This is a genomic window from Paraburkholderia rhynchosiae (assembly GCF_002879865.1).
Lineage (GTDB): Bacteria > Pseudomonadota > Gammaproteobacteria > Burkholderiales > Burkholderiaceae > Paraburkholderia > Paraburkholderia rhynchosiae.
This window is the reverse complement of sequence record NZ_PNXY01000041.1, coordinates 19082-42002: the sequence shown is the minus strand read 5'-3', so window position 1 is coordinate 42002 and position 22921 is coordinate 19082. Positions and strand designations below refer to the sequence as shown.

Sequence of the window (22921 nt, the reverse complement as noted above, 5' to 3'; positions counted from 1 at the left end):
ACATAGTGAATCTGGAAAACGCGTTTGGCCAGGTCGATGGCAATGGTTGTGGCTTCCATCTGGTTCTCCTTGACGGCGGGACTGCCGAACCAGCAATGTCGCATGATCAGAGCGCGAGACTGCGGCGTCGGACAGCCCGTTAAGGCGGGAGGCGACCATTCCATCTAAATAGCTGCAGCTGCGACATCTGGGAATGGCCTGGACATCGAGTGTAGGTCGCAAATAGATGGAATGTCCTCTTTTAGCCAACTTCAAACGTCCGCTTTTCGCTCCCAGTCACCAATACCAACCAGCCATCAACCAACCCCCGCGACCGGCTACCTAAAATTAGCAAAAACCGGTCATTCCACAAAGCCACTCCCGCGTCTAATCTAACTTCACTCGTTCAACCTTGAAGGAAAGCGATGATGAAGCTCATGCATGTCGATGCCAGCGCAAAACGCGAGCGTTCCAACTCCCGCGCATTAAGCCGCTATTTTCTGGAGCGCCTGCGCGCTGAGCAGATGGATCTCCAAGTGGATTACCTCGATGTCTCCGTCGAGACTCCGCCGCATGTCGACGAAGCTTTCGCGATTGCGACCTACACGCCGCCGCGCGAGCGCACGCCGGCCATGAAAGCGCGGCTCGCGGCCTCGGATGCGCTGTGCGAGCGCCTCCTCGCCGCCGACGCGCTCGTCTTCGCGATGCCCATGTACAACTGGTCTATGCCGTCCGCGTTCAAGGCGTTCGTCGACTGCATCACGCGGGCTGGCTTGACCTATGTGAATGCCGACGACGGCAGCATCGTCGGCCAGCTCGCGCGTCAGAAAGTGCTGTTCATCACGAGCCGCGGCGCGGACTTGCGGCCGGGCTCGCCGTACGCGTCGATGGACGCGCTCACGCCCGCGCTCAAAGCCGCGTTCGGTTTTCTTGGCGTCGCCGCCCCGACCTTCGTCGATGCCCAGCCGCTGCAATTTGCAGATCAGGAGACGCGAGGCGAGGCGCTTGAACGCGCACGCTACGAATTGTCGGCGGTCGCGGCGAATTGGGCGAAGTCCGCTTGCGTCGCGTCAGTCCCTCAAGCAGACGCGAACGCCGACACTGAATACGCCACCCTCTGCCAGGAGTAACGCGATGAAAATCCGCACTCTCATTACCGCGGCAACGCTCGCCGGTTTCAGCCTGATCGGCACGTCGCAATCCGCGTTGGCCGCCGACCCGGCGGCCGCGCGCGAGACCATCACCCCTGCGTTCGCCGAAGCAATCGCAAATGCTCCGGGCAAGAAGATGACGGCGCTTGTCGTCGACTATGCGCCCGGTGGCAAGTCGTCGCCGCATCGGCACGGGCACGCTTTCGTGGTCGCCTACGTGCTGTCAGGCTCGATCCGCAGCGGCATCGACGGTGGCGAGCCACATGTTTACCATGCCGGCGAACACTGGACGGAAAAGCCCGGCGCGCATCACACCGTCAGCGAAAATGCGAGCGACACCGAGCCGGCGAAGCTGCTGGCCATTTTCGTGGCAGACACGAAGGACAACCATCTCGTAACCTTCGACAAAAAGTAACAGCACGCGCCGCGCGACATGCACTTCACGCGTGTCGCGCCGCGCGGTCTTCGCGCTAGAACGTTGGATGACATTCGAAGCTCACCGACGATGCATGCGCCGTTAGCATCTCCACCCCGCTCACGGTTTCCGCGTTGACGCTGCTTTGCATGCCGCGACGCTCGCAGTAATCGCGCGCCTCGTTCATCGCGCGTTCGTGCGCGCGAGCCCATGCCATGCGCCCGCCCGTCGCGCTTGTGGCGACTGTGTAGGTGCCGGGTTTATCGGTTGCGACGACATGGGACGAGGATGCGCAGGCGGCAAGGCCGCCGCATACCGTGAGCGCCACAGTGACGATGCACGCCAGATCGCGAAGCTTGTTGAACATGATGCACCTGCATTTTCTGATCGTTTCGTGACCGCGTATTGAGTCGTTTCGCGGTCGTGGGTTGGTTTTTCTCCGAACCGAAATTATCCAGAATTGCGAGCGCGAGATCAGCCTCGCTGATCGAAAACACTGTTGCCTTTGCTTGAACAATCGACGCTATGGGCGGCGCCGGGCAATCCGGCTGGTCATCAAGGCGACGTATTGCCGCCGCTCTTCTGAGCTTCGGCGTTCACCGCGTCCGGCGGCACGACGTCGTCCGGCGTGGGCGTCGGCGCCGAAGCAGGCGTGCCGGTGCCGCGCGCCTCGCCATGAACCGGCTCACTCGCGAAAGCCGGAGCCGATGCAGATGCCGATGTTGCTACCGGCGCCGGCAGCAACGGCGGCAACGCCTGCGATTCCACGCTCGCGGACGCTGCTGCGTCGGACGACGCCCCCTCCGACGCCCGCTCCGACGAAGCCGTCGCAACCGGCGCGCGCCGCGTCGTATTGCGAACCGTCACGGGCGCCTCGGGCTTGACCGTCGACGGCGACGGCAACAGATGCTCGAACCACTCACGCAGTCTCGCAGAACGCTCGGCGAACCAGCCAGGCTGCTGTTCGGTCGCAAACTTGACGCGAGTGTCGACCAGCTTCGAGCGCTGTGCACGCTGGAAGAAATCCCCGACGATCGGCAGCGCGCTGTGCGCCCCCTGCCCCCAGTAGTCGCTGCGCAAGGTCACGCGGCTGTCGTTGAAACCGACCCACGCGCCCGCCACGAGTTGCGGATGAATCAGGATGAACCAGCCGTCCGCGTTGCCCTGGGTCGTGCCGGTCTTGCCGGCCACATCGCCCCGCACACCGAAGCGGCCGCGTATCGCCGAACCCGTGCCGCGGTTGACAACGTCGCGCATCACGTCGACAAGCGTGCGGGCCGCGTCGGCGGACAGTTCCTGTTGCGGCGGCGCCGGCGCGAACTCGGCCAGCACTTCGCCCTTGCGGTCCTCGATGCGCGTGACCATCACCGGTTCGACGTATCCGCCGAGATTGGCGATCGTGCCGTAAGCCGAGACCATTTCCTTCAGCGTGACCGGGCTCGTGCCCAGGGCGAGCGACGGCACCGCCTCGAGCGTGCTGTCGCGCACGCCCATTGCGCGAGCGAGCCGCGCGACCTTGTTCGGGCCGACGGTCTGCATCAGTTGCGCGGTAATCCGGTTGCGCGAAAAGGCGAGACCGTCGCGCAGGCTAATTGGGCGCTCGCTCGGTTCGTCCTCGTCACCAGGGCGCCAGATCTCGCCGCCGGTCAGTTGAATTTCGACCGGCTGATCGACGAAAGTGTCGGTCGGTTTCGCGCCGGCCTCGAACGCCGCCGCGTAGACGAACGGCTTGAAGGTCGAACCCGGCTGACGCCGCGCCTGCTGCACGTGATCGAACGGGTCCTGACTGAAATCGCGGCTGCCGACCCACGCCTTGATCTGACCATTGCGCGGATCCATCGCGAGAAAATCGGCTTGCACGCGAGTCTTCGATTCGCAGACCGACTGCACAAGGCTGCGGTCGGACGACACGCGTTTGAGCGCATCGTCATCGGTCAGGCCGGCGTCTTTCGCGGCGCGGAAGTCCGGCGTTTCGCGCAGGAACGTCTGCAGCAGATCCTTGCCGCTCGCGCATGCGGCGCGGCTGCCCCACGCCGCGTTGGCGATGCCCTGCAACTGGTTGCCCTGCAGGATCACCGCCTGCGTGGCCATGGTCTGGAGGCGTGAATCGATCGTGGTGCGCACCACCAGGCCATCAGAATAGAGGTTGTAGTCGTTGCGATCGGCCCATGCCGCAAGCCACTTGCGCAGTTGCTGCGCGAAGTGCGGCGCGGGCCCGGGTGGCTCCGTCTGCCGTTCGAAATCGATGCGCAACGGCCGGCGTTTGAGCGTCTCATACGCGGCGGGCGTGAGCTTGCCGTACTTCACCATTTGCGCGAGCACGATATTGCGCCGCTGCAACGCGCGCCCGGGATTGAGCACCGGGTTGTAGTAGCTGTTGCCCTTCAGCATGCCCGCGAGCGTAGCGCTTTCCAGCACGTTCAGCTCCGACGCGGATTTGTCGAAATACGTGCGGGCCGCCATCTCGATGCCGTACGCGTTGTAGAGAAACGGCACGGTGTTCAGGTACGTCTCGAGAATCTCGTCTTTGGTGTAGAGCGCTTCGATCTTGAAAGCGGTAATCGCTTCTTTCAGCTTGCGGGTCAGTGTCGGCGCGCGGCCGATTTCGTCAGGGTACAGATTGCGCGCCAGTTGCTGCGTGATCGTCGAGCCGCCCTGCCGGTCGCCGGAAAACGTATGCAGCGCGGCGGATGCCGTGCGCCGCCAGTCGAGCCCGAAATGCTGATAGAAGCGATGGTCTTCAGTGGCAATCAGCGCGTTCACCACATTCGGCGAGATGTCTTTGAGCTTCACCCATTCACGGTTCGACGGCTTGAATTCGGCGAGCAGCTTGCCGTCCGCCGAGAGAATTTGCGCGGGCTGCTCGATCTTGGCCTTGCGAATATCGCCGATGCCCGGCGTGAACGGAATCAGGATCAGCACATACAGCACAAACAGCAGCGCAAGCCCGGCGCACGCCTTCGTCACGCCGCGGCGGGTCGGATGGCGCACGTGCCACAGTGCCCTGGCCACGAGCGGATTCGCGCGGGTCAGCCCTTTTTCAAGGGTCTCCGGAATTAGGGAAATAAGGCGCTTCACGCTGGCTACCGTCTGCTGGAAAAGGCTGAATCCTACCAAGATGTGCGGCGCCGGCGGATTTTTGCGGCGGGGGCGGCCTCTATGCCGATGCTTGCGCCCGATGCCGCGCGCCGCGCCCAGAGCAATCGCGGGCCACTATAATGTCGGCAATTCCGACAAGAGGTGCTTCATGATCATCAAACCGCGCGTGCGTGGCTTCATCTGTGTATCCACCCATCCGACGGGCTGCGAGGCCAACGTCAAGGAACAGATCGAATACGTCAAGGCACGCGGTCCCATCGCCAACGGCCCGAAGAAGGTGCTCGTGATCGGCGCATCCACGGGCTACGGACTGGCCGCGCGCATCAGCGCGGCGTTCGGCTCCGGTGCGGCCACGCTCGGCGTGTTCTTCGAACGCGGCGGGAGCGAAACCAAAGCTGGCACGGCCGGCTGGTACAACACCGCGGCCTTCGAAAAATTCGCCACCGAAGAAGGTTTGTACGCGACGAGCATCAACGGCGACGCGTTTTCCGACGAGGCCAAAGCGCGCACCATCGAGATCATCAAGCGCGATCTCGGTCAGGTCGATCTGGTCGTGTACAGCCTCGCCGCGCCCAAGCGCACGCATCCGAAAACCGGCGAAGTGTTCAGCTCCACGCTCAAGCCGATCGGCAAGGCGGTCAACCTGCGCGGCATCGACACGGACAAGGAAGTCATCAAGGAAACCGTGCTGGAACCGGCCACGCAAACCGAAATCGATCACACGGTCGCGGTGATGGGCGGCGAAGACTGGCAAATGTGGATCCACGCGCTGCTCGAAGCCGGCGTGCTCGCGGACGGCGCGAAGACGACCGCGTTCACTTATCTCGGCGAAAAGATCACGCACGACATCTACTGGAACGGCTCGATCGGCGCGGCCAAGAAAGACCTCGACCAGAAAGTGCTGGGCATCCGCGAGAAGCTTGCGACCAAGGGCGGCGACGCGCGCGTCTCGGTGCTGAAGGCGGTGGTCACGCAAGCCAGTTCCGCGATTCCGATGATGCCGCTTTATCTGTCGCTGCTCTTCAAGGTGATGAAGGAAAAAGGCACGCACGAAGGCTGCATCGAGCAGGTCTATGGTCTCTACAAGGACAGCCTGTACGGCACGGCGCCGCACATCGACGAGGAAGGGCGGCTGCGCGCGGACTACAAGGAACTGGATGCCGACGTGCAGAACCGCGTGCAGGCGCTGTGGACCCAGGTGACGAACGACAACATCTACGAACTGACCGACTTCAGCGGCTATAAGACCGATTTCCTGCGTCTTTTCGGCTTTGAAATCGCGGGCGTGGACTATGAGGCCGACGTCAATCCCGACGTGCAGATTCCCCGGCTGGTTCAGCTCTGAGTCGTTGCGGTTTGCGCTTGCGGGGCCGCCGTGGCCCCGCCTTTTGTCTGTCCGCCCTTCCCTCAGCTTATTTCCTGGCTGAATCCTGGCTGAATCACTGGCGCTTATGGCGTGCCGTTGCGGCAATACTCGCGATAGCCTTCGCGCTGATCGAGGCGCGCCATATAACCCGCCACCGCGGGCAGAGCGTCGTGTTCGAACGGCGTTTCGAGCCAGCGGTTGATCGACAGCGCGATCGGAATGTCCGCCAGCGAGAACGCCTCGCCCGCCATAAACGCGCCGGTCCGCTGCAACTGCCCTTCGACGATTGCCATCTGCTTCGCCCAGTTCGCCCGCGACGACTCGATCTGGCTCGGATCGCGATGTGCCGCCGAATGCCGCACGAGCGCCAGAAAGGCGTAGCTCCACGCACGGTTCAGTTCGCTCGCCTGCCAGTCGATCCACTGGTCGCATCGCGCGCGCTCGCAAGGGTCGGCCGGGTATAGCCATTCGCCGCGGTAGCGGCCGGCGAGGTAGCGAATGATCGAGTTGGACTCCCACAGCACGAAATCGCCGTCCTTGATGACCGGGACCATCGCGTTCGGATTGAGCGCGAGAAATTCGGGAACATCGGTGGGGCGAAACCCCGCGCCCCAGTCTTCCTGCTCGAACGCGAGCCCGAGTTCCGCGCATGTCCACAGCACCTTGCGCACGTTGATGGATGAAGCCTTGCCGAGTATCTGCAGCATGGGTCGTCAGATTGGGATGGTTGATCGGGCTGACAGCGTCAGGTTCGATATTTGCGCTATCAGCGTTGCCTGCGTCGCCTGCGTTTTATTAACCCGCACGGAAATCCGACGCGCTGCAAGCATGCCACCGCCTCCGCTGGATGCGGCGCCACGGAATCGCCGTTGGCGCGCTGGCGGCGGGCGGCCCGTCGGTGGGCCGCGGGAACCGGCGCAGGCGCAGCCGGACCGCCGCGTGCGCCAGGGTACGCCCGGGAATTGCCGCTCATGAATTCTGCGTGATATTGTTAATAGATGCGGAGGCGGCCGCGCGCCGCCTCCCCCGGAAAGCACTTTACCGCAGCGAGCGTCGCCATGAGTGATGTACGCCACCATCTGAGTCCGCGGGACCGTCTGGAGCTGTTGTGCTGGCTCACATGCGGCAGCCTTGGCGCTTATTACCTCAATGAGGACTGGCCCGACGCGGCGTTTCACGTGCAGGCCGCTCACAAGTGGCTCGATCGGCGCGGGCGCGAGGCCGACTGGCTGAGCATCGCGAAGTTGTCGGCCACCGCGCTGGAAATCGCGCGCCGGCATGCGCGCTTCGTCGACACCGATTGGGCGCGCGACGCTGTCGAGGAAATTCTGGATACCGACGAACTCGATCCGCAAGCCCGTCTCGTCCGGCAGGTTCTCGCGGATTGCGAGAAGGCATTAGCGGATCGGCGGCTGGCGGATTAGGTTTTTGCTGCGGAGGAAGCCGGATCGAGACCTGGCCGCGGATGAACCCGCACGGGCGCATGCGGGCGAAAAAGCGAAACCGCCATGCGTTGCACGGCGTGTCGGGCGAAGCTGAAATCAGGCGGCCGAGGTCTTCTTCACGAACGCGCTCACCACCGCTTCGAGTTCCTTCGTGATCGAGGTCATCACACCGGCTACGACCGCGAACTCGCGCCCGGTCACATCCGACCGGCTCGCCACGATCTGACCGTTGAAGGAGACGATATGCGCTTCCTTCGCGATCGACTTGATCCGTTCGATCAGTTGCTGCTGCTCATGCTTCTGGGACCGCGCAATGCGCCGGCTTTCCTGTTCGTAGAGTGCTGTGACGCCGTGCAGATCGTTCAGCAACGGATCGGCTGAGGCAATCAATGCCTGCACCGCATCTTCGGCGTGGGCAGACTTGCGCCCTATCGCTTCGAGCGCCGCGGACGCAAGCGCGATGAAGTCGGCGATGTTCTTCGCGACATGTCCGTTGCCATGAAACGCATCGCGCAGTGCGGGCGAGAACAGGCCGGGCAAACCGGCACGGCCCTGGACCAGCGCCGCGTGACTATCGGCAAAGGTACGCAAGGTCTCTTGCGCAATGGTGAGCGCGCCGTCGCATTGACGCTGCGCGAGCATCGCCTTGAGGACGATGCGCTGCGAGAGCATCCGCTGACGTCCCGCCATGTTGATCAACGAGCTCAATACCTCGCTGGACACGTCCGTTTCTGCTGCTACGGACTGCGTTTTCTGAATCCGTTCTATCGTAATGGGCATATCTACTTCTGAAGATTCAGATCGGCCGGCCGCGTCATCGCATTGCAAATCGCGATGCGCCGACGCGGCCGTTGACGTGCTGCGTTACTCCGTTGCGTGAGCGTGCATCACGCTCGATTGCATCGACCACGCCATCCACGGACGGCGCAGCGCGACGATTGCGAGGAACGCACAGGCGGCCAGCGCGCCGAACGTCGCAAAGCCCATCTGGTACGAACCCGTGCTCTCCTTCGCGATGCCCATTACGACCGGCAGATAGAAGCCGCCGATGCCGCCCGCCGCGCCGACGATGCCCGACATCAAGCCAGTGCGGCCGGCCCAGCGATGCGGCACGAGCTGGAACGTCGCGCCATTGCCGAGACCGAAGGCCAGGTACAGGCAAACCAGCAGCGTAATGCCGCCCGCCAGCGAGGGCATGACCGCGGCGAACACGAAGTCGCACAACGAAATGGTGGCGAGCAGCACGGTCAAAGCGCGCACGCCGGAGACCTTATCAGCGATCAGCCCGCCGAGCGGACGCACCAATGCACCGGTCGCGGCGAGCAGCGCCATGAAGAGACCGGCGTCGATCTTCGAGAGCTGATAGAGATTGGTCAGCAGCAGCGAAACATACGAAGACATGCCGACGAAACCGCCGAACGTGATGCTATACACGAGCATGATGACCCATGTGTCGCGTTCGGCGAGCACGGCGCGATAGCGCTTGGGCAAAACGGCAATCGCGAGCAGCGCGCCGATCACCGGCATCAGCAGCACGCCGGTTTTACCCGAACCGAAGATGCCCGCTTCGATCAGCAGCACCAGTAGGATCAAACCAACAAGCGTCACCACGAAGCTGCCAAATGCACGCAGCACGCTGCCCGTCTTCACACCGGAGTCGTTGGCCCAGAAGTACAGCGTGATCGCAGCGATCACGAGCAACGGCAATGCGCCACCCGTTGCGACCTGCCAGCCGTAGTGCGTCGCCAGCTGCGGAAACAGGAAGCCGTCGAGCACCGCGCCGATGTTGCCCGCGGCAGCAAGACCGAGCACCAGGCCCTGCACCTTCGGCGGATAGTTGCTGCCCGCCATGGGCAGCGCCACCGCGAAGCTCGCACCGCCGACGCCGAGAAACACGCCGAGCACCAGCAACAACGTGTATGACGGAACGAACGGCAGAACCGGCAACACGATAGTCGGCACCGCCGACAGCAGCACGCCGAGCAACGCGATGCGTTTGCCGTGCGCCGATTGATAGAGGTTGCCGAGCGTCACACGCAGAATCGCCGCGGAGAGCACCGGCACCGCGACCAGCAGACCTTGCTGCGCGGGCGTCATCGAAATACTCTTGCTGATGAACGGTGCGAGCGGGCCATATAAAACCCAGACCGTGAAGCCGGTATCGAAATAGAGGAAACACGCCACTAGCGCGCGCCAGTCTCCACTCTTGAGAGAGCTCATCACGTTTTTCATCAGACATCCTCACAAAACTGATTTTCGATAATCCGGCTTATCGCATGCTTCGCCACGCACCGGAATGATCACCATGTTGGTACCCGCGCAGTACATGCAACGTCCATGCCATGCGGGCCATTCTTTTGATGCTGGACTGCTTACTCGTTAAAGCCTGAAACCGGGGGCGCGCGTTAATCGTTAATAAACGTCGCGTGCGTAGCGCTTTTCCTGCGCGAGACGGCTCACGTATTCGCTGGCCTTCTCGTCACTCATGCCGCCGTGCCGTGCGACGACTTCCTTGAGCGCGGCGTCGACATCGCGCGCCATGCGGTTCGCGTCGCCGCATACATAGAAATGCGCGCCGTCTTCGAGCCATGCATAGAGCTGCGCACCGTGCTCACGCATGCGGTCCTGCACGTAGATCTTGTCGGCCTGGTCGCGTGAGAAAGCCACATCGAGACGCGTAAGCACACCGCTGTCGCGCAGCGCTTCGAGTTCGTCGCGATAGTAGAAATCGGTGGCGGCATGTTGCTCGCCGAAGAAGAGCCAGTTGCGTCCCTTGTCACCGCGTGCACGGCGCTCGTGCAGAAAGCCGCGAAACGGTGCAACGCCGGTGCCGGGACCGACCATGATCATCGGCGTATCGGATTGATGAGGAGGACGAAAGTGTGCAGATTTCTGCACGAAAACGGGTACGTTGACGTCGCCGGCACGGTCGGCCAGAAACGTCGACGACACGCCCTTGCGATGACGCCGCCCGTTGTTGTAGCGCACTGCCGACACGGTCAGATGAACTTCGCCCGGATGCGCTTTCGGGCTCGATGCAATGGAATACAAACGCGGCTGCAAACGCTTGAGCATGCCGGTCAATTCCGTTGCGGCGAGCTTCACCGGGAACTCATGCAGCACGTCGGCGAGCTGCTGTCCCCACAACCACTGCTTGAGGTCGGCCTTACGCTGCGGCGCGAGCAGATCACGCAGCGCGCCGTTGCTGCTGCGCGCGGCAATGAAGGCGAGCGTATCCGGATTCGGGCGCCCGATCTCGTAGTGCTTGCCGAGTGCATCCACGAGACGCATCTCCCCCGCACCCGCGACGTGCACCGTTGCATCGGCGCTCGCGCCTGTTAGCTCGATCAGTTCTTCTACAAGTTCGGGGCAATTGCTCGGCCATACGCCGAGCGCGTCGCCCGCTTCGTATTCGAGACCGGAGTCGCCGGTGCGCAGCGAAAAGTAGCGCGTATCCTTCGCCGCGCCCTGCCTGTTCAGACGAAGGTTCGTGACGAGCCGCGATGCGGCCGGACGCGTTTTGGTCGGCACCGCGCCGGGCACCACGGCATTGATCATGCCGTCGGGCGGCACTGCATGCAGCGCGGCATCTTCTTCCTTGATCCGCACGATCACGCGTTCGAGCCACGTGTCTGCGGTTTCCTGATACTCGCCGTCGCAATCGATGCGTTCCATCAGACGCAACGCGCCTTGCGCGGCGAGACGTTCGTCGAGCTCGCGGCCATGTCCGCAAAACTGATCGTAGTTGCGGTCGCCTAGCGCGAGCACGGCGAAGCGCACGCCATCCAGACGCGGCGCGCTGTCGCCACGCAATTGCGTCCAGAAACCTTGCGCGTTGTCGGGCGGATCGCCGTCGCCGAACGTGCTCGTCATTAGCAGCACGTATTGCGCTTTCGCGAGCGTCGACGCGGCATAGTCGGCCATGCACGAGGTGCGGATTTCAAAGCCCGATTCCATCAGACGCGTCGCGTAACGCTCGGTGAGCGATTCGGTATTGCCGGTTTGCGACGCCCATAGCAACGTGACCTTGGGACGCGTGCGTACGATCCGCACGCCCGACGAATGCGCATCGGCTTGCGCGTTGTTCAGCGTTGCACGTTCCGCGGTTGCCTGCGTATTGCTGCGACTATAGAGACCGGCGAGCAGGCCGTCCACATACAGACGACTCGACGAATCGAACGGAGCACTGCCGGGCAGAACCGGCACGGCGCTGATGCCATGCGCCTCCGCCGAACGCAACCCGCTGACGAAGCCTGCCAGGTACGCGCGCTCGCTGTCGTTGAAGGACGGCGCGGGCGCCGGCGGCAATTCCAGCAGACTGGTGAGTGCGTCGATACGCGGCATATTCCCATTCCCGGCGCTTGCCGATAGTGCGGTCGATGACAGCGCGTTTGCGGATTCATTCGCGGACGCATTCGCGAATTCATTCGCGACCCCATCCGCAGACCCGCTCGCCGCGGTGACTTCGGTCAGGGCCTCGCCCTCGTCATCCTGAGCGGACTGCATGGTGTCGATTTCCACGGGGCTCAGCGCGACTGCGCAAAACTTCAGTTCAGGCTGCTGCGAGACCGGATCGATTGCGTCGTTCGTCACCGCGTTGATGCACAGGTCGTCGCCGAATACATCGTTCCAGTGCATCGGCGCAAAGCAGTTGCCCGCGCTGACGCGCTCGGTCACGACGGCGGGCAGGATCGCGCGGCCACGGCGCGAACGTATCTCGACCGGATCCTTCGGCTTGATGCCGAGCGTGACCGCATCTTCCGGATGAATCTCGACGAACGGCCCCGGGTTCAGCTTGTTGAGCATCGCGACCTTGCCGGTCTTGGTCATCGTGTGCCATTGATGCTGCAAGCGGCCGGTGTTCAGCACGATCGGAAATTCGCGGTCGGGCAACTCGGCCGGCGCTGCAAACGCACGCGCGAAGAACATCGCGCGGCCGCTCGCCGTTGGAAACACGAGCCGTGCATGGGTGCCGTCGGCGTCTTGCCTGAGCGGCTGGCTCACGCCATTGTTGATGTAGCGAATCGGGTTGCGGTCGGCGCAATCGTCCGCTGCGAGCGGCCATTGCAGCGGCGTTTCCTTCAGGCGGCGATGGCTCGCACCGCGTAGGTCGTAACCGGTTTTCGGATTCGACGCACGCGTGATTTCCGCAAACACTTCTTCGGCGCTCGCGTAATTGAAGGCCTCGGCAAAGCCCATTTCACAGGCAATGCGCGCGATGATCTGCCAGTCGGGCAACGCCGCGCCCGGCGGCTCGATGCCCTTTTGCATCAGCGTGAGATTGCGCTCCGAGTTGATCATCACGCCTTCTGCTTCGGCCCACAGCGCACCGGGCAACAGAACATCGGCGTAACGGTTGGTCTCGGTATCGAGGAACGCGTCTTGCGCGATCACGAGTTCCGCCGCGCTCAAACCGTCAATCGCGTTCCGGCGATTCGCCACGCTCGCGACCGGATTCGTGCAGATGATCCAGCAAGCCTTGATCTCGCCCGCGGCCATGCGCGCGAACATGTCGATGGTGCCGTTGCCCACCTCGGTGCGCAGCGTGCCCTTCGGAATGCCCCACAAGTTTTCGACGAACGCGCGGTCTTCTTCAGCAAGGACAGAGCGCTGGCCCGGCAAGCCCGGTCCCATGTAGCCCATTTCGCGCCCACCCATTGCATTGGGCTGACCGGTCAGCGAAAACGGTCCGCTGCCGCGGCGGCAGATCTTGCCCGTCGCGAGATGCAGGTTGCAGATCGCGTTGGTGTGCCATGTGCCGTGCGTGCTCTGGTTAAGGCCCATGGTCCAGCAGCTCATCCATTCCTTCGATGTCCCGATCAACTGCGCGGCGCGGCGGATCTCGTCGGCGGAGAGGCCCGTGATTTGCGCGACGTTCTCCGGCGTGTAGTCTGCGAGAAACGCGGGCATCGCGTCCCAGCCTTCGGTGGCTTCGGCGATAAAAGCGGGGTCCGTATGGCCGTTTTCGTGCAGCAGATGCAGGAGGCCGTTGAGCAACGCGAGATCGGTGCCCGGCTTGATCTGCAGGAACAGGTCCGCCTTCTCCGCGGTTGCGTTGCGACGCGGATCGACGACGATCAGTTTCGCGCCGGCTTTCACGCGGTCCATCATGCGCAGGAACAGAATCGGGTGACAGTCGGCCATATTCGCGCCGATCACGAAGAACAGATCGGCGTGATCGATATCGTCGTACGATCCCGGCGGGCCGTCCGCGCCGAGCGAAAGCTTGTAGCCGCTGCCCGCGCTCGCCATGCACAAACGCGAATTCGATTCGATATTGTTGGTGCGAACGAAGCCCTTGGCGAGCTTGTTCACGAGGTACTGCGCCTCGATCGACATCTGACCTGACACATAGAACGACAGTGCGTCCGGTCCGTGCTCGTCGAGCAGCTTGCGCAAGCGCGCGGCGGTGTCGGTGATCGCCTGCGCCATCGGCAGCGGCGCCGGGTCCTGGCCGCGCGCATGGCGCACGAACGCGCCTTCGAGACGCCCTGACTTGCGCAACGCGACATGGGCCGACTGCCCTTTGGTGCACAGCCGCCCAAAGTTGGCGGGATGCTCCTTGTCGCCGGAAATCTTGACGACGTGGCCGTCCTCGACGTGCAGCACCATTCCGCAGCCAACGCCGCAGTACGGGCACACGGTTTTTACGTTAGTCGAAGACATGGCGGGCAACGTCGCTCAAAAAAAGTGGGTGGGAAGTCAGCAACTCAAACTGCAATCCACACCTGACCGTTTTCCACGCGCGCGGGAAATGCACTCACGGAGTGCGCCGGCGTTTCGAGGCATTCGCCGGTGCGCAGATCGAAGTGATGCTTGTAGATCGGCGAAGCAACCACTACCCGTTCGCCGAGGCTGCCGATCAGACCGCGCGACAACACGGCGGCATGCGAGCCCGGATCGAAGTTCTCGATCGCATACACGGCGGCCTTGTCTTCGTCCATGTTCACGTGAAATACGGCCACCTGTTCACCGTTGACGAGCGCGCAGACTCCCGTATTGGGAACGATGTCGTCGAGCGTGCAAACGGGTGTCCAGGTCTGCGGCAGGCGGTCGTTACTCATGGCGGAACTCCTTGTTGATTGGCACGAAGAAATCAAACGGTTTCGACTACGACGGGAATGGCAGCGAGCTTCGATTGCCGTTCTTCGCGCGTCGCCGGACGAATCTGGCCGCGCTCCTCGACGAAGCTCACGGTGCTGTCGGCCTGGTCGCTATTGACGAAGTGACGGAAGCGCTTGCGGGTTTCCGGATCGGTCACCGCCTTCTTCCATTCGCATTCGTAGGTATCGATTACGCGCTGCATGTCCGACTCGAGTTCGTGAGCCACGCCCAGGTGATCGTTGACGACCACGTCGACCAGATACTGCAGCCCGCCTTCAAGGCTCTCGCGCCACACGCTGGTGCGTTGCAGACGGTCGGCGGTGCGCACGTAGAACATCAGGAAACGGTCGATGTAGCGCACGAGCGTTTCGCGGTCGAGGTCGGACGCGATCAGTTCGGCGTGACGTGGCTTCATGCCGCCGTTGCCGCACACGTAGAGGTTCCAGCCCTTCTCGGTCGCGATGATGCCGACGTCCTTGCCCTGCGCTTCGGCGCATTCGCGCGTGCAGCCTGAGACGCCGAACTTGATCTTATGCGGCGTGCGCAAGCCCTTGTAGCGGTTCTCGAGTTCGACCGCGAGGCCCACCGAATCGCCGACGCCATAGCGGCACCACGTCGAACCGACGCACGACTTCACCGTGCGCAGCGACTTGCCATAGGCATGGCCCGATTCGAAGCCAGCCGCGATCAGTTCTTCCCAGATCAACGGCAATTGCTCGACGCGCGCGCCGAACAGATCGACACGCTGACCGCCGGTAATCTTCGTGTACAGGCCGTATTTCTTCGCGACCTGAGCGACGGCGATCAGGCCGTCTGGCGTGACTTCGCCGCCCGGCATACGCGGCACGACTGAATAGGTGCCGTCGCGCTGGATGTTGGCGAGGTAGTAGTCGTTGGTGTCCTGCAGCGACGCATGCTCTTTCTTCAGCACGAATTCGTTCCAGCACGACGCGAGAATGCTGGCCACCACCGGTTTGCAGATATCGCAGCCGAGACCATGGCCATGCTTCGCAAGCAGTTCACCGAAGCTGCGCACGCCCTCCACACGCACGATGTGATACAGCTCCTGGCGCGAATAGGAGAAGTGCTCGCAGACGTGGTTGTTCACGGCGAGGCCCTGCTTCTTCATCTCGGCCTTCATCACCTGCGTGACGAGCGGCACGCAGCCGCCGCACGACGTGCCCGCGGTGGTCGCGCATTTGAGCGCGCCGATGTCGGTTGCGCCCGCGCAAACGGCGGCGCACAGGTCGCCCTTCGACACGTTGTTGCACGAGCAGATTTGCGCAGCGTCCGGCAGCGCGTCGACGCCCAGTCCCGGCTTCGCCTTGCCGTCGCTTTGCGGCAGGATCAGGAATTCGGGGGACTCGGGCAGTTCGATGCGGTTCAACGTCATCTGCAGCAGCGTGCCGTATTCGCTAGCGTCGCCGACCATCACGCCGCCCAGCAGATACTTGCCGCACTCGGAGACCACGAGCTTCTTATAGACCTGCTTGCGCTCGTCGCTGAACTGATAAGCGCGGCTGCCCGGCGTATTGCCGTGCGCATCGCCGATGCTCGCCACGTCCACACCCATCAGCTTGAGCTTGGTGCTCATGTCGGCGCCCGCGAATTCAGCCTGTTCGCCAAGCAGTTGCTTCGCGACCGTGCGCGCCATGTCATAGCCAGGTGCGACGAGGCCGAACAACTGGCCGTTCCACAGCGCGCATTCGCCGATCGCATAGATGTGCGGATCGCTCGTGCGGCACGCGTTGTCGATCACGATGCCGCCACGCGCGCCGAGCGTCAGTCCGCTTTCGCGCGCGAGATCGTCGCGCGGACGAATGCCCGCGGAAAACACGATCATGTCGGTGTCGAGATGCGTGCCGTCCGCGAACTGCATGCGGTGCGTGCCCGCTTCGCCGTCGACGATCACCGTGGTGTTCTTCTGCGTATGCACCGTCACGCCGAGTTCTTCGATCTTCGTGCGCAGCACGCGGCCGCCGCCTTCATCGACCTGGACCGCCATCAGGCGCGGCGCGAATTCGACCACATGCGTTTGCAGGCCCATATCGCGCAGCGCCTTCGCGCATTCGAGACCCAGCAGGCCGCCGCCGACCACCGTGCCGGTGTTCGAGCGCGCGCCGCACTCCTGCATCGCTTCGAGATCGTCGATGGTCCGATAGACGAAGCAATCGGCGCGCTCGCGCCCCGGCACCGGCGGCACGAACGGATACGAGCCGGTCGCGAACACGAGCTTGTCGTACGGCAACGTTTCGCCGGTCGAGACCGTCACGGTGCGCGCGTCACGGTCGATCGCCACGGCCTTTGCGTTGAGCTTGAGCAGCACATTCTGGCGTTCGAAGAACCCCGGCTCGACGAGCGACAGGTCGTCCGCCGTCTTGCCCGAAAAGAATTCGGAGAGATGCACGCGGTCATACGCCGGACGGGATTCTTCGCACAGCACCGTGATGTCGAGGCCGTGCGCGGCGTCTTGTGCCAGACACTCGACCAGTTTGTGACCGACCATCCCGTGACCGATAACGATGATTTTCATGACCGCGGTTTCCTCAATGTGCTGGCGTCGTCGGTCGCCGCCGTGCCGTCATCGGCCGGGCGGCGCCGGAAATAAAAACGGCGTCCCGCGAATCCAGTCGATGACTGAATCCGGGGGACGCCGTTGTCCTGACCTTGTACTGCGGCGAGCACTTTGTGTCGGGCTCGCGGCGGATCCACGTTGATCCGATGGCGGCATTAAACGCAAAGGCTGTGCCAATCGCGTGGAACGCCCTTGTGAGTCTTGCGCAGCGGGGCTTCGCGGGCAATCGCACGGACAGGCGGCCAATCTGACGCACGACGCATTTCGAGGCAGGCCAGCACAGGGATGGTGCGACGCAGCAGTTGCGCGTGCCAAAAGCGGGCGCGTTATCGGTGCGGGGACAAGCGGTCCGCGCTGCTTTTGAATGCTTTTTACGGTCCGCGATGGCGCGCCGCAGAGGCCCTCGCACACGCATTGACGCGTGCCTCGTGGCCCTGCTTCCTCGAGCAAGACCTACCCCGCGCGCGATCTCCGCAGCCCCTTGGCGTGGTCCTTGCGTAAGGACTCGCCATGAGGTCCCGTTCCGGCAACGCAGCCGTATCGGACGACTGCCACCCCGGCGAGACGCAATGCGGCGTGTCGCGGGCTTTAAAAGAATGAGCAGCAAACCAGCAAGATCGGACAACGGCGTCCCCTCGTGATCATCACGAGCGGACGCCGTTTTTTGTTTGGCGCCAGTGGCACCGCCGCTGGCCACAGAGAGAAGCTAAGGACATTGCGATGAACACGAACTCCGGCAAAGTCACGTTATTGAGCGCCGGCCCGGGCGAACTCGATCTGCTCACCTTGCGAGCCGCGAAGGCGCTCGCCGCCGCCGACGTCGTCCTGCTCGACGACCTCGCCAATCCCGAGATCGTCACGCTCGCGCCGCAAGCGCGCGTGATTCGCGTAGGCAAGCGCGGCGGCTGCCGTTCGACGCCCCAAGCGTTTATCGAACGCCTGATGCGGCGTTACGCGCAGAGGGGTTTGCACGTGGTGCGCGTGAAAGGCGGCGAGGCGCTGCTATTCGGCCGTGCCGGCGAAGAGATCGCGACCTTGCGTGACGCCGGCATTCCGGTGGAGATCGTCAACGGCATCTCGTCGGGTTTCGCGGCTGCGGCGGGGCTCGGCATTTCACTCACGCATCGCCGCCATTGCCACGGCGTCACGTTCGTGACCGCGCACAAGGAAGATCATGGCGAGCCGGACTGGGCCGCGCTCGCCGCGACGCGCACCACGCTCGCCATCTATATGGGGATGCGGCGTATCGGCAGTCTTGCCACCGCATTGCTCGCGAGCCTGCCTGCCGACACACCGGCTGCGGTCGTGCAATGGGCCGGCAGCGTCGATGAGCGGCGTCTGCTGACGCGCCTCGACCGCCTCGCGGCGGACGCCACCGATGCGGGTTTCGGCAGCCCCGCCGTGATTCTGGTGGGCGGCGCGATTGGTGAAAGCGTCGAGCCTGCGTGGGCGGACGGCGCCGTATCGGGTGATGAAGCGGCGCACGCTTGCGCCGCGTGAACGCCGCATACAGCGGTGCGAATTCGCTTCGAGACGAGCCGCACCAGGAAGGCAGATGACTGCTGTGAACTTCCGAGTGCCCGCAGGAAAACGCGGAAGCGGTTTCGCCGCGGTGAATGCACGTGCGGCAGTTAATCGTCGAAGCCCAGTTCCGCTTCGACCGTTTGTCCGACGCGCAGCGATGCGCCCGCCCCGCTCATCACGAGCGCGTTGTTGCCGAACGTGATCGCGCCGTTTCGCTGCGGATTCGCGCGATAGACGCTCATCGTGTCGGTCGGTTCGTTCGGCCAGTCAGGATTACGCTCGCCCTTCGTCTGGTCGATGGTCGGCATGGGACAGCGCGAGCACGGTTTGACGAGACGCAGTTCGACAGCGTGGTCAATGCTCAGCGTTTCCACGAAGTCTTCTTCATAAGCCTCGAGCCCGCTTAGCACGAGATTCGGACGGAAGCGATTGATTGGAATCGACGGCGCGCCCTTTGCGTTCAGGCGCGTGTTGAGATCGTCGAGCGAGGTCTGACCGATCACGAGTAGCGGGAAGCCATCGGCGAAATGCGTCGTGGCGCCGCCGACGCTCTCCGTATAAGCGGGGTCGACCACGCGCTCGCGCCCGGGATCGAAACGCAACAGCCGCGCTGGAATGCCGAGAAACGTGGAGAACCATGCGGCGCATTCCTCGCCGGTGTCGAGCCCATAGGCCGCATCGCGCCACACCGTGGTGGCAACCTTGAACGGGGCGTCGAGTTGTGCGGCATCCAGCGGCGTACGCAACTCGCTCATGCCGGGCGCGCGGATCACGAGTTCGTGCGAGGCGATCTCCACCTTGATCAAGGCCATGCGCGGATACGCACGCTGCGTGAGCATCGCTCCGTTCGAATCGACGGCCATCCAGTATCGATCGTATTCGAGACCTGTGGCGAGCAGACGCGCTTCATTCAACGCGATGCCCGCGCACGATTTGATCGGATAGATAAAAAGCTCGCTGATGGTTGGCATGATGTGGGGCGTGGACGTTGGGTGCGCGAGCGCGGGATCACGCGCTCGCTCGTTTTTATATGGCAAGTATTAAATCAAGGTTCGATTGTAAATCGGTTCGGCTCTTCGACCCTGACCGTGTTCAGACGCGCTGCTGTGCGTCGGTTTCTCCTCGTTCGGTCGGGTAACCCCGCATGCCTCGGTTCCTGATGCGTCGCTCTACGCCGGCCATGGAAGCTGGCCACTGAAGCTGGCCATCGCAGGAGGCCGTTTCTTCGCATCGCGCTTGGACGTAAAATCCCCCATCCAGCCGATTCGCGAGGGCGTGCCGCGGTTGTTCGCCTTTCACTGTCCCTGCGCGTCGCGTCCCTACCATGAACGAGACAGGAAATTCATTATGCTGAGCAAACCCGTGTTGACCGTTGTCGAAACGACTCGCATTCTCGAAGCCGCGCGCGCGGAAGCCGAGAAGAACAAGTGGGCCGTCGCAATCGTCGTGGTCGACGACGGCGGCCACCCGCTCGGCATGCTGCGTCTGGACGGCAGCGCGCCCGCGAGCGCCTACATCGCGACGGAAAAAGCCCGCACTTCGGCGATCGGCCGCCGCGAAACCAAGGTATATGAAGACATGATCAACAATGGCCGCACCGCATTTCTCAGCGCGCCGCTCTCCGGTACGCTCGAAGGCGGCGTGCCGGTGATCGCCGACGGCCAGGTGATCGGCGCGGTCGGCGTGTCGGGCGTGAAGTCGGATCAGGACGCGCAGATTGCGAAGGCCGGCATTCAGGCGCTCGGCGTCTGAGTTCGCGGTCGCGCTCGTGCGTCATGATTGCCGTCATGATTGCCCTCGCGATTGCACTGCCCTCGGATCAGCAGCACAGCAACCCGGAAAGTAGCTTGTCAGTAGTAGCCCCAACGCGGGCCGATGCCCCCTCATCGGCCCCACTCAGACAGATGGAGCAGTCGATGACTCAGATGAACCCGCGCGGCGGATTGCAGGTCGCCGCCAATCTCGACCAGTTCGTCGAAACCGAAGCCCTGCCCGGCACCGGAATCGACAGCGCCGCATTCTGGTCGGGTTTCGACGCCCTCGTGCACGAGCTGGCGCCCAAAAACCGTGCGCTGCTTGCCGAGCGTGACCGCCTGCAATCCGAACTGGACAACTGGCATCGCGCCAATCCGGGCCCGGTACGCGACGTGCGCGCCTATCGTGCGTTTCTCGAAGGCATCGGCTATATCGTGCCGGCGCCGGCGAGCGTGAAGGCCACGACCGACCACGTCGACACTGAAATCGCCGAACAGGCCGGACCGCAGCTCGTGGTGCCGCTGTCGAATCAGCGCTATGCGCTGAACGCGGCGAACGCGCGCTGGGGCAGCCTCTACGACGCGCTGTACGGCACCGACGCCATTCCCGAAACCAACGGCGCCGACAGGCAGAAAACCTTCAACCCGGTGCGTGGCGCCGCGGTGATCGCCTATGCCCGCAAGTTTCTCGACGAAGCCGCGCCGCTCGCGAATGGCTCGCATGCCGACGCAACGCGCTATAGCGTCGAAGGCGGCAAGCTGGTCGTCGCGCTGAAGAGCGGCACGAGCGAGCTCAAGACTCCTGCGCAATTCATCGGCTATCAGGGCGATGCCAGCGCGCCGTCCGCCGTGCTGTTCAAGCACAACGGCCTGCACTTCGAGATCCAGATCGACGCGAACGATTCCATCGGCAAGAGCGACGCCGCGCATGTGAAGGACGTGGTGGTCGAAGCGGCGGTGAGCACGATCATCGACTGCGAAGACTCGGTTGCGGCCGTGGACGCGAACGACAAGGTTCTGCTTTATCGTAACTGGCTCGGCCTGATGAACGGCGATCTGACCGAAGAGGTCACGAAGAACGGCAAGACGTTCACGCGTCGTCTGAACGCAGATCGCGAATATATCGGCGCGGACGGCAAGACGCCGCTCACGCTGCATGGCCGCTCGCTTCTGTTCATCCGCAACGTCGGTCATTTGATGACCAATCCGGCGGTGCTGATGAAAGACGGCGCCGAGATTCCCGAAGGCATTCTCGACGCCGTCATTACGACGCTGTGCGCGCTGCACGACCGCAAGAACAAGCTGAATTCGCGCACCGGCTCGATCTATATCGTGAAGCCAAAAATGCACGGCCCGGCGGAAGTCGCGTTCGCAAGCGAACTGTTCGCGCGCGTCGAAGATCTGCTGAAGCTGCCGCGCAACACGATCAAGATGGGCATCATGGACGAGGAGCGCCGCACGAGCGTGAATCTGCTCGCGTGTATCGCCGAGGCGTCGGAGCGCGTGGCGTTCATCAACACGGGCTTCCTCGACCGTACCGGCGACGAAATGCACAGCGCGATGGAAGCCGGCCCGATGATGCGCAAGGGCGACATGAAATCGAGCACATGGATTGCCGCGTATGAGCGCAGCAACGTGCTCGTCGGTTTGCATGCGGGCCTGCGCGGCCGCTCGCAGATCGGCAAAGGCATGTGGGCGATGCCCGACCTGATGCACGCGATGCTCGAACAGAAGATCGGGCATCCGAAGGCCGGCGCGAACACCGCATGGGTGCCCTCGCCGACGGCCGCGACGCTGCATGCGCTGCACTACCATCAGATCGACGTGCAGGCGGTTCAGCAGGAACTGGAGCGCACGGAGTACGCGAAGGTGCGCGACGAACTGCTCGACGGCCTGCTGACGATTCCCGTGGTCGAAACGGCGAAGTGGAGCGACGATGAGATCCGCGCCGAGATCGACAACAACGCGCAAGGCATTCTCGGCTACGTGGTTCGCTGGATCGACCAGGGCGTGGGTTGCTCGAAGGTGCCTGATATTCACGACGTCGGCCTGATGGAAGACCGCGCGACGCTGCGCATTTCGAGTCAGCACATCGCCAACTGGCTGTATCACGGCGTGGTAAAGCGCGAGCAGGTCGAGGAAACCTTCAGGCGCATGGCGAAGATCGTCGACCAGCAGAACGCCGCCGATCCGTATTACAAGCCGATGGCGCCTGCCTTCGACACGATTGCCTTCAAGGCCGCGCAAGCGCTCGTGTTCGAAGGACGCCAGCAGCCGAACGGCTACACGGAACCGTTGCTGCACAAGTTCCGCCTGGAAGTGAAGAAAAGCTGAGCGTGATGTAACACCGTGGCTCAAACAGGCTTCAAGTTCGAGCGCGGCTAAAAAAGACGGGCGCCGCGGCGCCCGTTTTCAATGCGCGCGATGTCTTGCGCGCCACTTCTGCGTGATTTTGCGTGATTGCGTGATCCATACTGCCAGGATACGGCAGCCTCGCAGCCGCCTCGGA

Annotated in this window: 16 protein-coding genes; 7 read left to right on the top strand and 9 right to left on the bottom strand. The window is 63.2% G+C overall.

Features of this window, described 5'->3' with window-relative positions:
- Positions 1-407: 407 nt before the first annotated feature.
- Both C0Z16_RS32700 and C0Z16_RS32695 read left to right on the top strand, forming a co-directional pair.
- The gene (locus C0Z16_RS32700; RefSeq protein WP_102636158.1) at positions 408-1109 is read left to right on the top strand and encodes an FMN-dependent NADH-azoreductase; all 702 of its coding nucleotides are present in this window, start codon (positions 408-410) and stop codon (positions 1107-1109) included.
- A gap of 4 nt (positions 1110-1113) precedes the next feature.
- Positions 1114-1545: a cupin domain-containing protein gene (locus C0Z16_RS32695; RefSeq protein WP_102636157.1), complete on the top strand. Its 432-nt coding sequence runs from the start codon at positions 1114-1116 to the stop codon at positions 1543-1545.
- A gap of 55 nt (positions 1546-1600) precedes the next feature.
- Here C0Z16_RS32695 and C0Z16_RS32690 read toward each other — a convergent pair whose 3' ends face one another.
- Positions 1601-1912 (bottom strand): hypothetical protein, encoded by a 312-nt coding sequence (locus C0Z16_RS32690; protein WP_102636156.1) that lies wholly within the window; start codon positions 1910-1912, stop codon positions 1601-1603.
- A gap of 188 nt (positions 1913-2100) precedes the next feature.
- Entirely contained in the window at positions 2101-4623 is a 2523-nt protein-coding gene (locus tag C0Z16_RS32685; protein ID WP_102636155.1) for a penicillin-binding protein 1A, read from the bottom strand.
- A gap of 169 nt (positions 4624-4792) precedes the next feature.
- On the opposite strand from C0Z16_RS32685, the gene fabV reads away from it, so the two are divergent.
- Positions 4793-5989, top strand: coding sequence for an enoyl-ACP reductase FabV (gene fabV, locus C0Z16_RS32680; protein WP_102636163.1), 1197 nt, complete (start codon positions 4793-4795; stop codon positions 5987-5989).
- Positions 5990-6093: 104 nt separating this feature from the next.
- Here the strand turns inward: fabV and C0Z16_RS32675 are convergent, their stop codons facing one another.
- Entirely contained in the window at positions 6094-6717 is a 624-nt protein-coding gene (locus tag C0Z16_RS32675; RefSeq protein ID WP_102636154.1) for a glutathione S-transferase family protein, read from the bottom strand.
- A 351-nt stretch (positions 6718-7068) separates the two neighbouring features.
- On the opposite strand from C0Z16_RS32675, the gene C0Z16_RS32670 reads away from it, so the two are divergent.
- Positions 7069-7434 carry a hypothetical protein gene (locus tag C0Z16_RS32670; protein ID WP_102636153.1) on the top strand — a complete coding sequence of 122 codons (366 nt, stop codon included), beginning with the start codon at positions 7069-7071 and terminating at the stop codon, positions 7432-7434.
- 117 nt (positions 7435-7551) lie between these two features.
- On the opposite strand, the gene C0Z16_RS32665 is transcribed toward C0Z16_RS32670, so the two are convergent.
- From C0Z16_RS32665 to nirB, 5 genes are all read right to left on the bottom strand, one after another.
- Positions 7552-8235: a type IV pili methyl-accepting chemotaxis transducer N-terminal domain-containing protein gene (locus C0Z16_RS32665; protein ID WP_102636152.1), complete on the bottom strand. Its 684-nt coding sequence runs from the start codon at positions 8233-8235 to the stop codon at positions 7552-7554.
- A gap of 84 nt (positions 8236-8319) precedes the next feature.
- The gene (locus tag C0Z16_RS32660; RefSeq protein WP_102636151.1) at positions 8320-9687 is read right to left on the bottom strand and encodes an MFS transporter; all 1368 of its coding nucleotides are present in this window, start codon (positions 9685-9687) and stop codon (positions 8320-8322) included.
- 180 nt (positions 9688-9867) lie between these two features.
- Positions 9868-14121, bottom strand: a complete 4254-nt coding sequence (locus tag C0Z16_RS32655) for a bifunctional nitrate reductase/sulfite reductase flavoprotein subunit alpha (RefSeq protein ID WP_102636150.1) — start codon at positions 14119-14121, stop codon at positions 9868-9870.
- Positions 14122-14165: 44 nt separating this feature from the next.
- A complete protein-coding gene (gene nirD, locus C0Z16_RS32650) occupies positions 14166-14519 on the bottom strand; it encodes a nitrite reductase small subunit NirD (RefSeq protein WP_102636149.1) in 354 nt (117 codons plus the stop codon).
- A gap of 32 nt (positions 14520-14551) precedes the next feature.
- The gene (gene nirB, locus C0Z16_RS32645) at positions 14552-17092 is read right to left on the bottom strand and encodes a nitrite reductase large subunit NirB (protein WP_102636148.1); all 2541 of its coding nucleotides are present in this window, start codon (positions 17090-17092) and stop codon (positions 14552-14554) included.
- A 762-nt stretch (positions 17093-17854) separates the two neighbouring features.
- Here nirB and cobA point away from each other — a divergent pair.
- Complete coding sequence (gene cobA, locus C0Z16_RS32640; protein ID WP_102636147.1) at positions 17855-18634, top strand: uroporphyrinogen-III C-methyltransferase; 780 nt, start codon at positions 17855-17857, stop codon at positions 18632-18634.
- 131 nt (positions 18635-18765) lie between these two features.
- Here cobA and C0Z16_RS32635 read toward each other — a convergent pair whose 3' ends face one another.
- Complete coding sequence (locus C0Z16_RS32635; protein WP_102636146.1) at positions 18766-19629, bottom strand: MOSC domain-containing protein; 864 nt, start codon at positions 19627-19629, stop codon at positions 18766-18768.
- A 376-nt stretch (positions 19630-20005) separates the two neighbouring features.
- On the opposite strand from C0Z16_RS32635, the gene C0Z16_RS32630 reads away from it, so the two are divergent.
- Positions 20006-20410 (top strand): GlcG/HbpS family heme-binding protein, encoded by a 405-nt coding sequence (locus tag C0Z16_RS32630; protein ID WP_102636145.1) that lies wholly within the window; start codon positions 20006-20008, stop codon positions 20408-20410.
- Positions 20411-20574: 164 nt separating this feature from the next.
- Positions 20575-22746: a malate synthase G gene (locus C0Z16_RS32625; protein ID WP_102636144.1), complete on the top strand. Its 2172-nt coding sequence runs from the start codon at positions 20575-20577 to the stop codon at positions 22744-22746.
- Positions 22747-22921: the final 175 nt, after the last annotated feature.

Bases quoted from the DNA above. Each gene is read 5' to 3' on its own strand.
- nirD (WP_102636149.1), bottom strand. From the start codon at position 14,519: ATGAGTAACGACCGCCTGCCGCAGACCTGGACACCCGTTTGCACGCTC.
- C0Z16_RS32690 (WP_102636156.1), bottom strand. From the start codon at position 1,912: ATGTTCAACAAGCTTCGCGATCTGGCGTGCATCGTCACTGTGGCGCTC.
- fabV (WP_102636163.1), top strand. From the start codon at position 4,793: ATGATCATCAAACCGCGCGTGCGTGGCTTCATCTGTGTATCCACCCAT.
- C0Z16_RS32675 (WP_102636154.1), bottom strand. From the start codon at position 6,717: ATGCTGCAGATACTCGGCAAGGCTTCATCCATCAACGTGCGCAAGGTG.
- C0Z16_RS32670 (WP_102636153.1), top strand. From the start codon at position 7,069: ATGAGTGATGTACGCCACCATCTGAGTCCGCGGGACCGTCTGGAGCTG.
- C0Z16_RS32630 (WP_102636145.1), top strand. From the start codon at position 20,006: ATGCTGAGCAAACCCGTGTTGACCGTTGTCGAAACGACTCGCATTCTC.
- C0Z16_RS32655 (WP_102636150.1), bottom strand. From the start codon at position 14,121: ATGTCTTCGACTAACGTAAAAACCGTGTGCCCGTACTGCGGCGTTGGC.
- C0Z16_RS32700 (WP_102636158.1), top strand. From the start codon at position 408: ATGAAGCTCATGCATGTCGATGCCAGCGCAAAACGCGAGCGTTCCAAC.
- C0Z16_RS32695 (WP_102636157.1), top strand. From the start codon at position 1,114: ATGAAAATCCGCACTCTCATTACCGCGGCAACGCTCGCCGGTTTCAGC.
- C0Z16_RS32635 (WP_102636146.1), bottom strand. From the start codon at position 19,629: ATGCCAACCATCAGCGAGCTTTTTATCTATCCGATCAAATCGTGCGCG.
- C0Z16_RS32660 (WP_102636151.1), bottom strand. From the start codon at position 9,687: ATGAAAAACGTGATGAGCTCTCTCAAGAGTGGAGACTGGCGCGCGCTA.
- nirB (WP_102636148.1), bottom strand. From the start codon at position 17,092: ATGAAAATCATCGTTATCGGTCACGGGATGGTCGGTCACAAACTGGTC.
- C0Z16_RS32665 (WP_102636152.1), bottom strand. From the start codon at position 8,235: ATGCCCATTACGATAGAACGGATTCAGAAAACGCAGTCCGTAGCAGCA.
- C0Z16_RS32625 (WP_102636144.1), top strand. From the start codon at position 20,575: ATGACTCAGATGAACCCGCGCGGCGGATTGCAGGTCGCCGCCAATCTC.
- cobA (WP_102636147.1), top strand. From the start codon at position 17,855: ATGAACACGAACTCCGGCAAAGTCACGTTATTGAGCGCCGGCCCGGGC.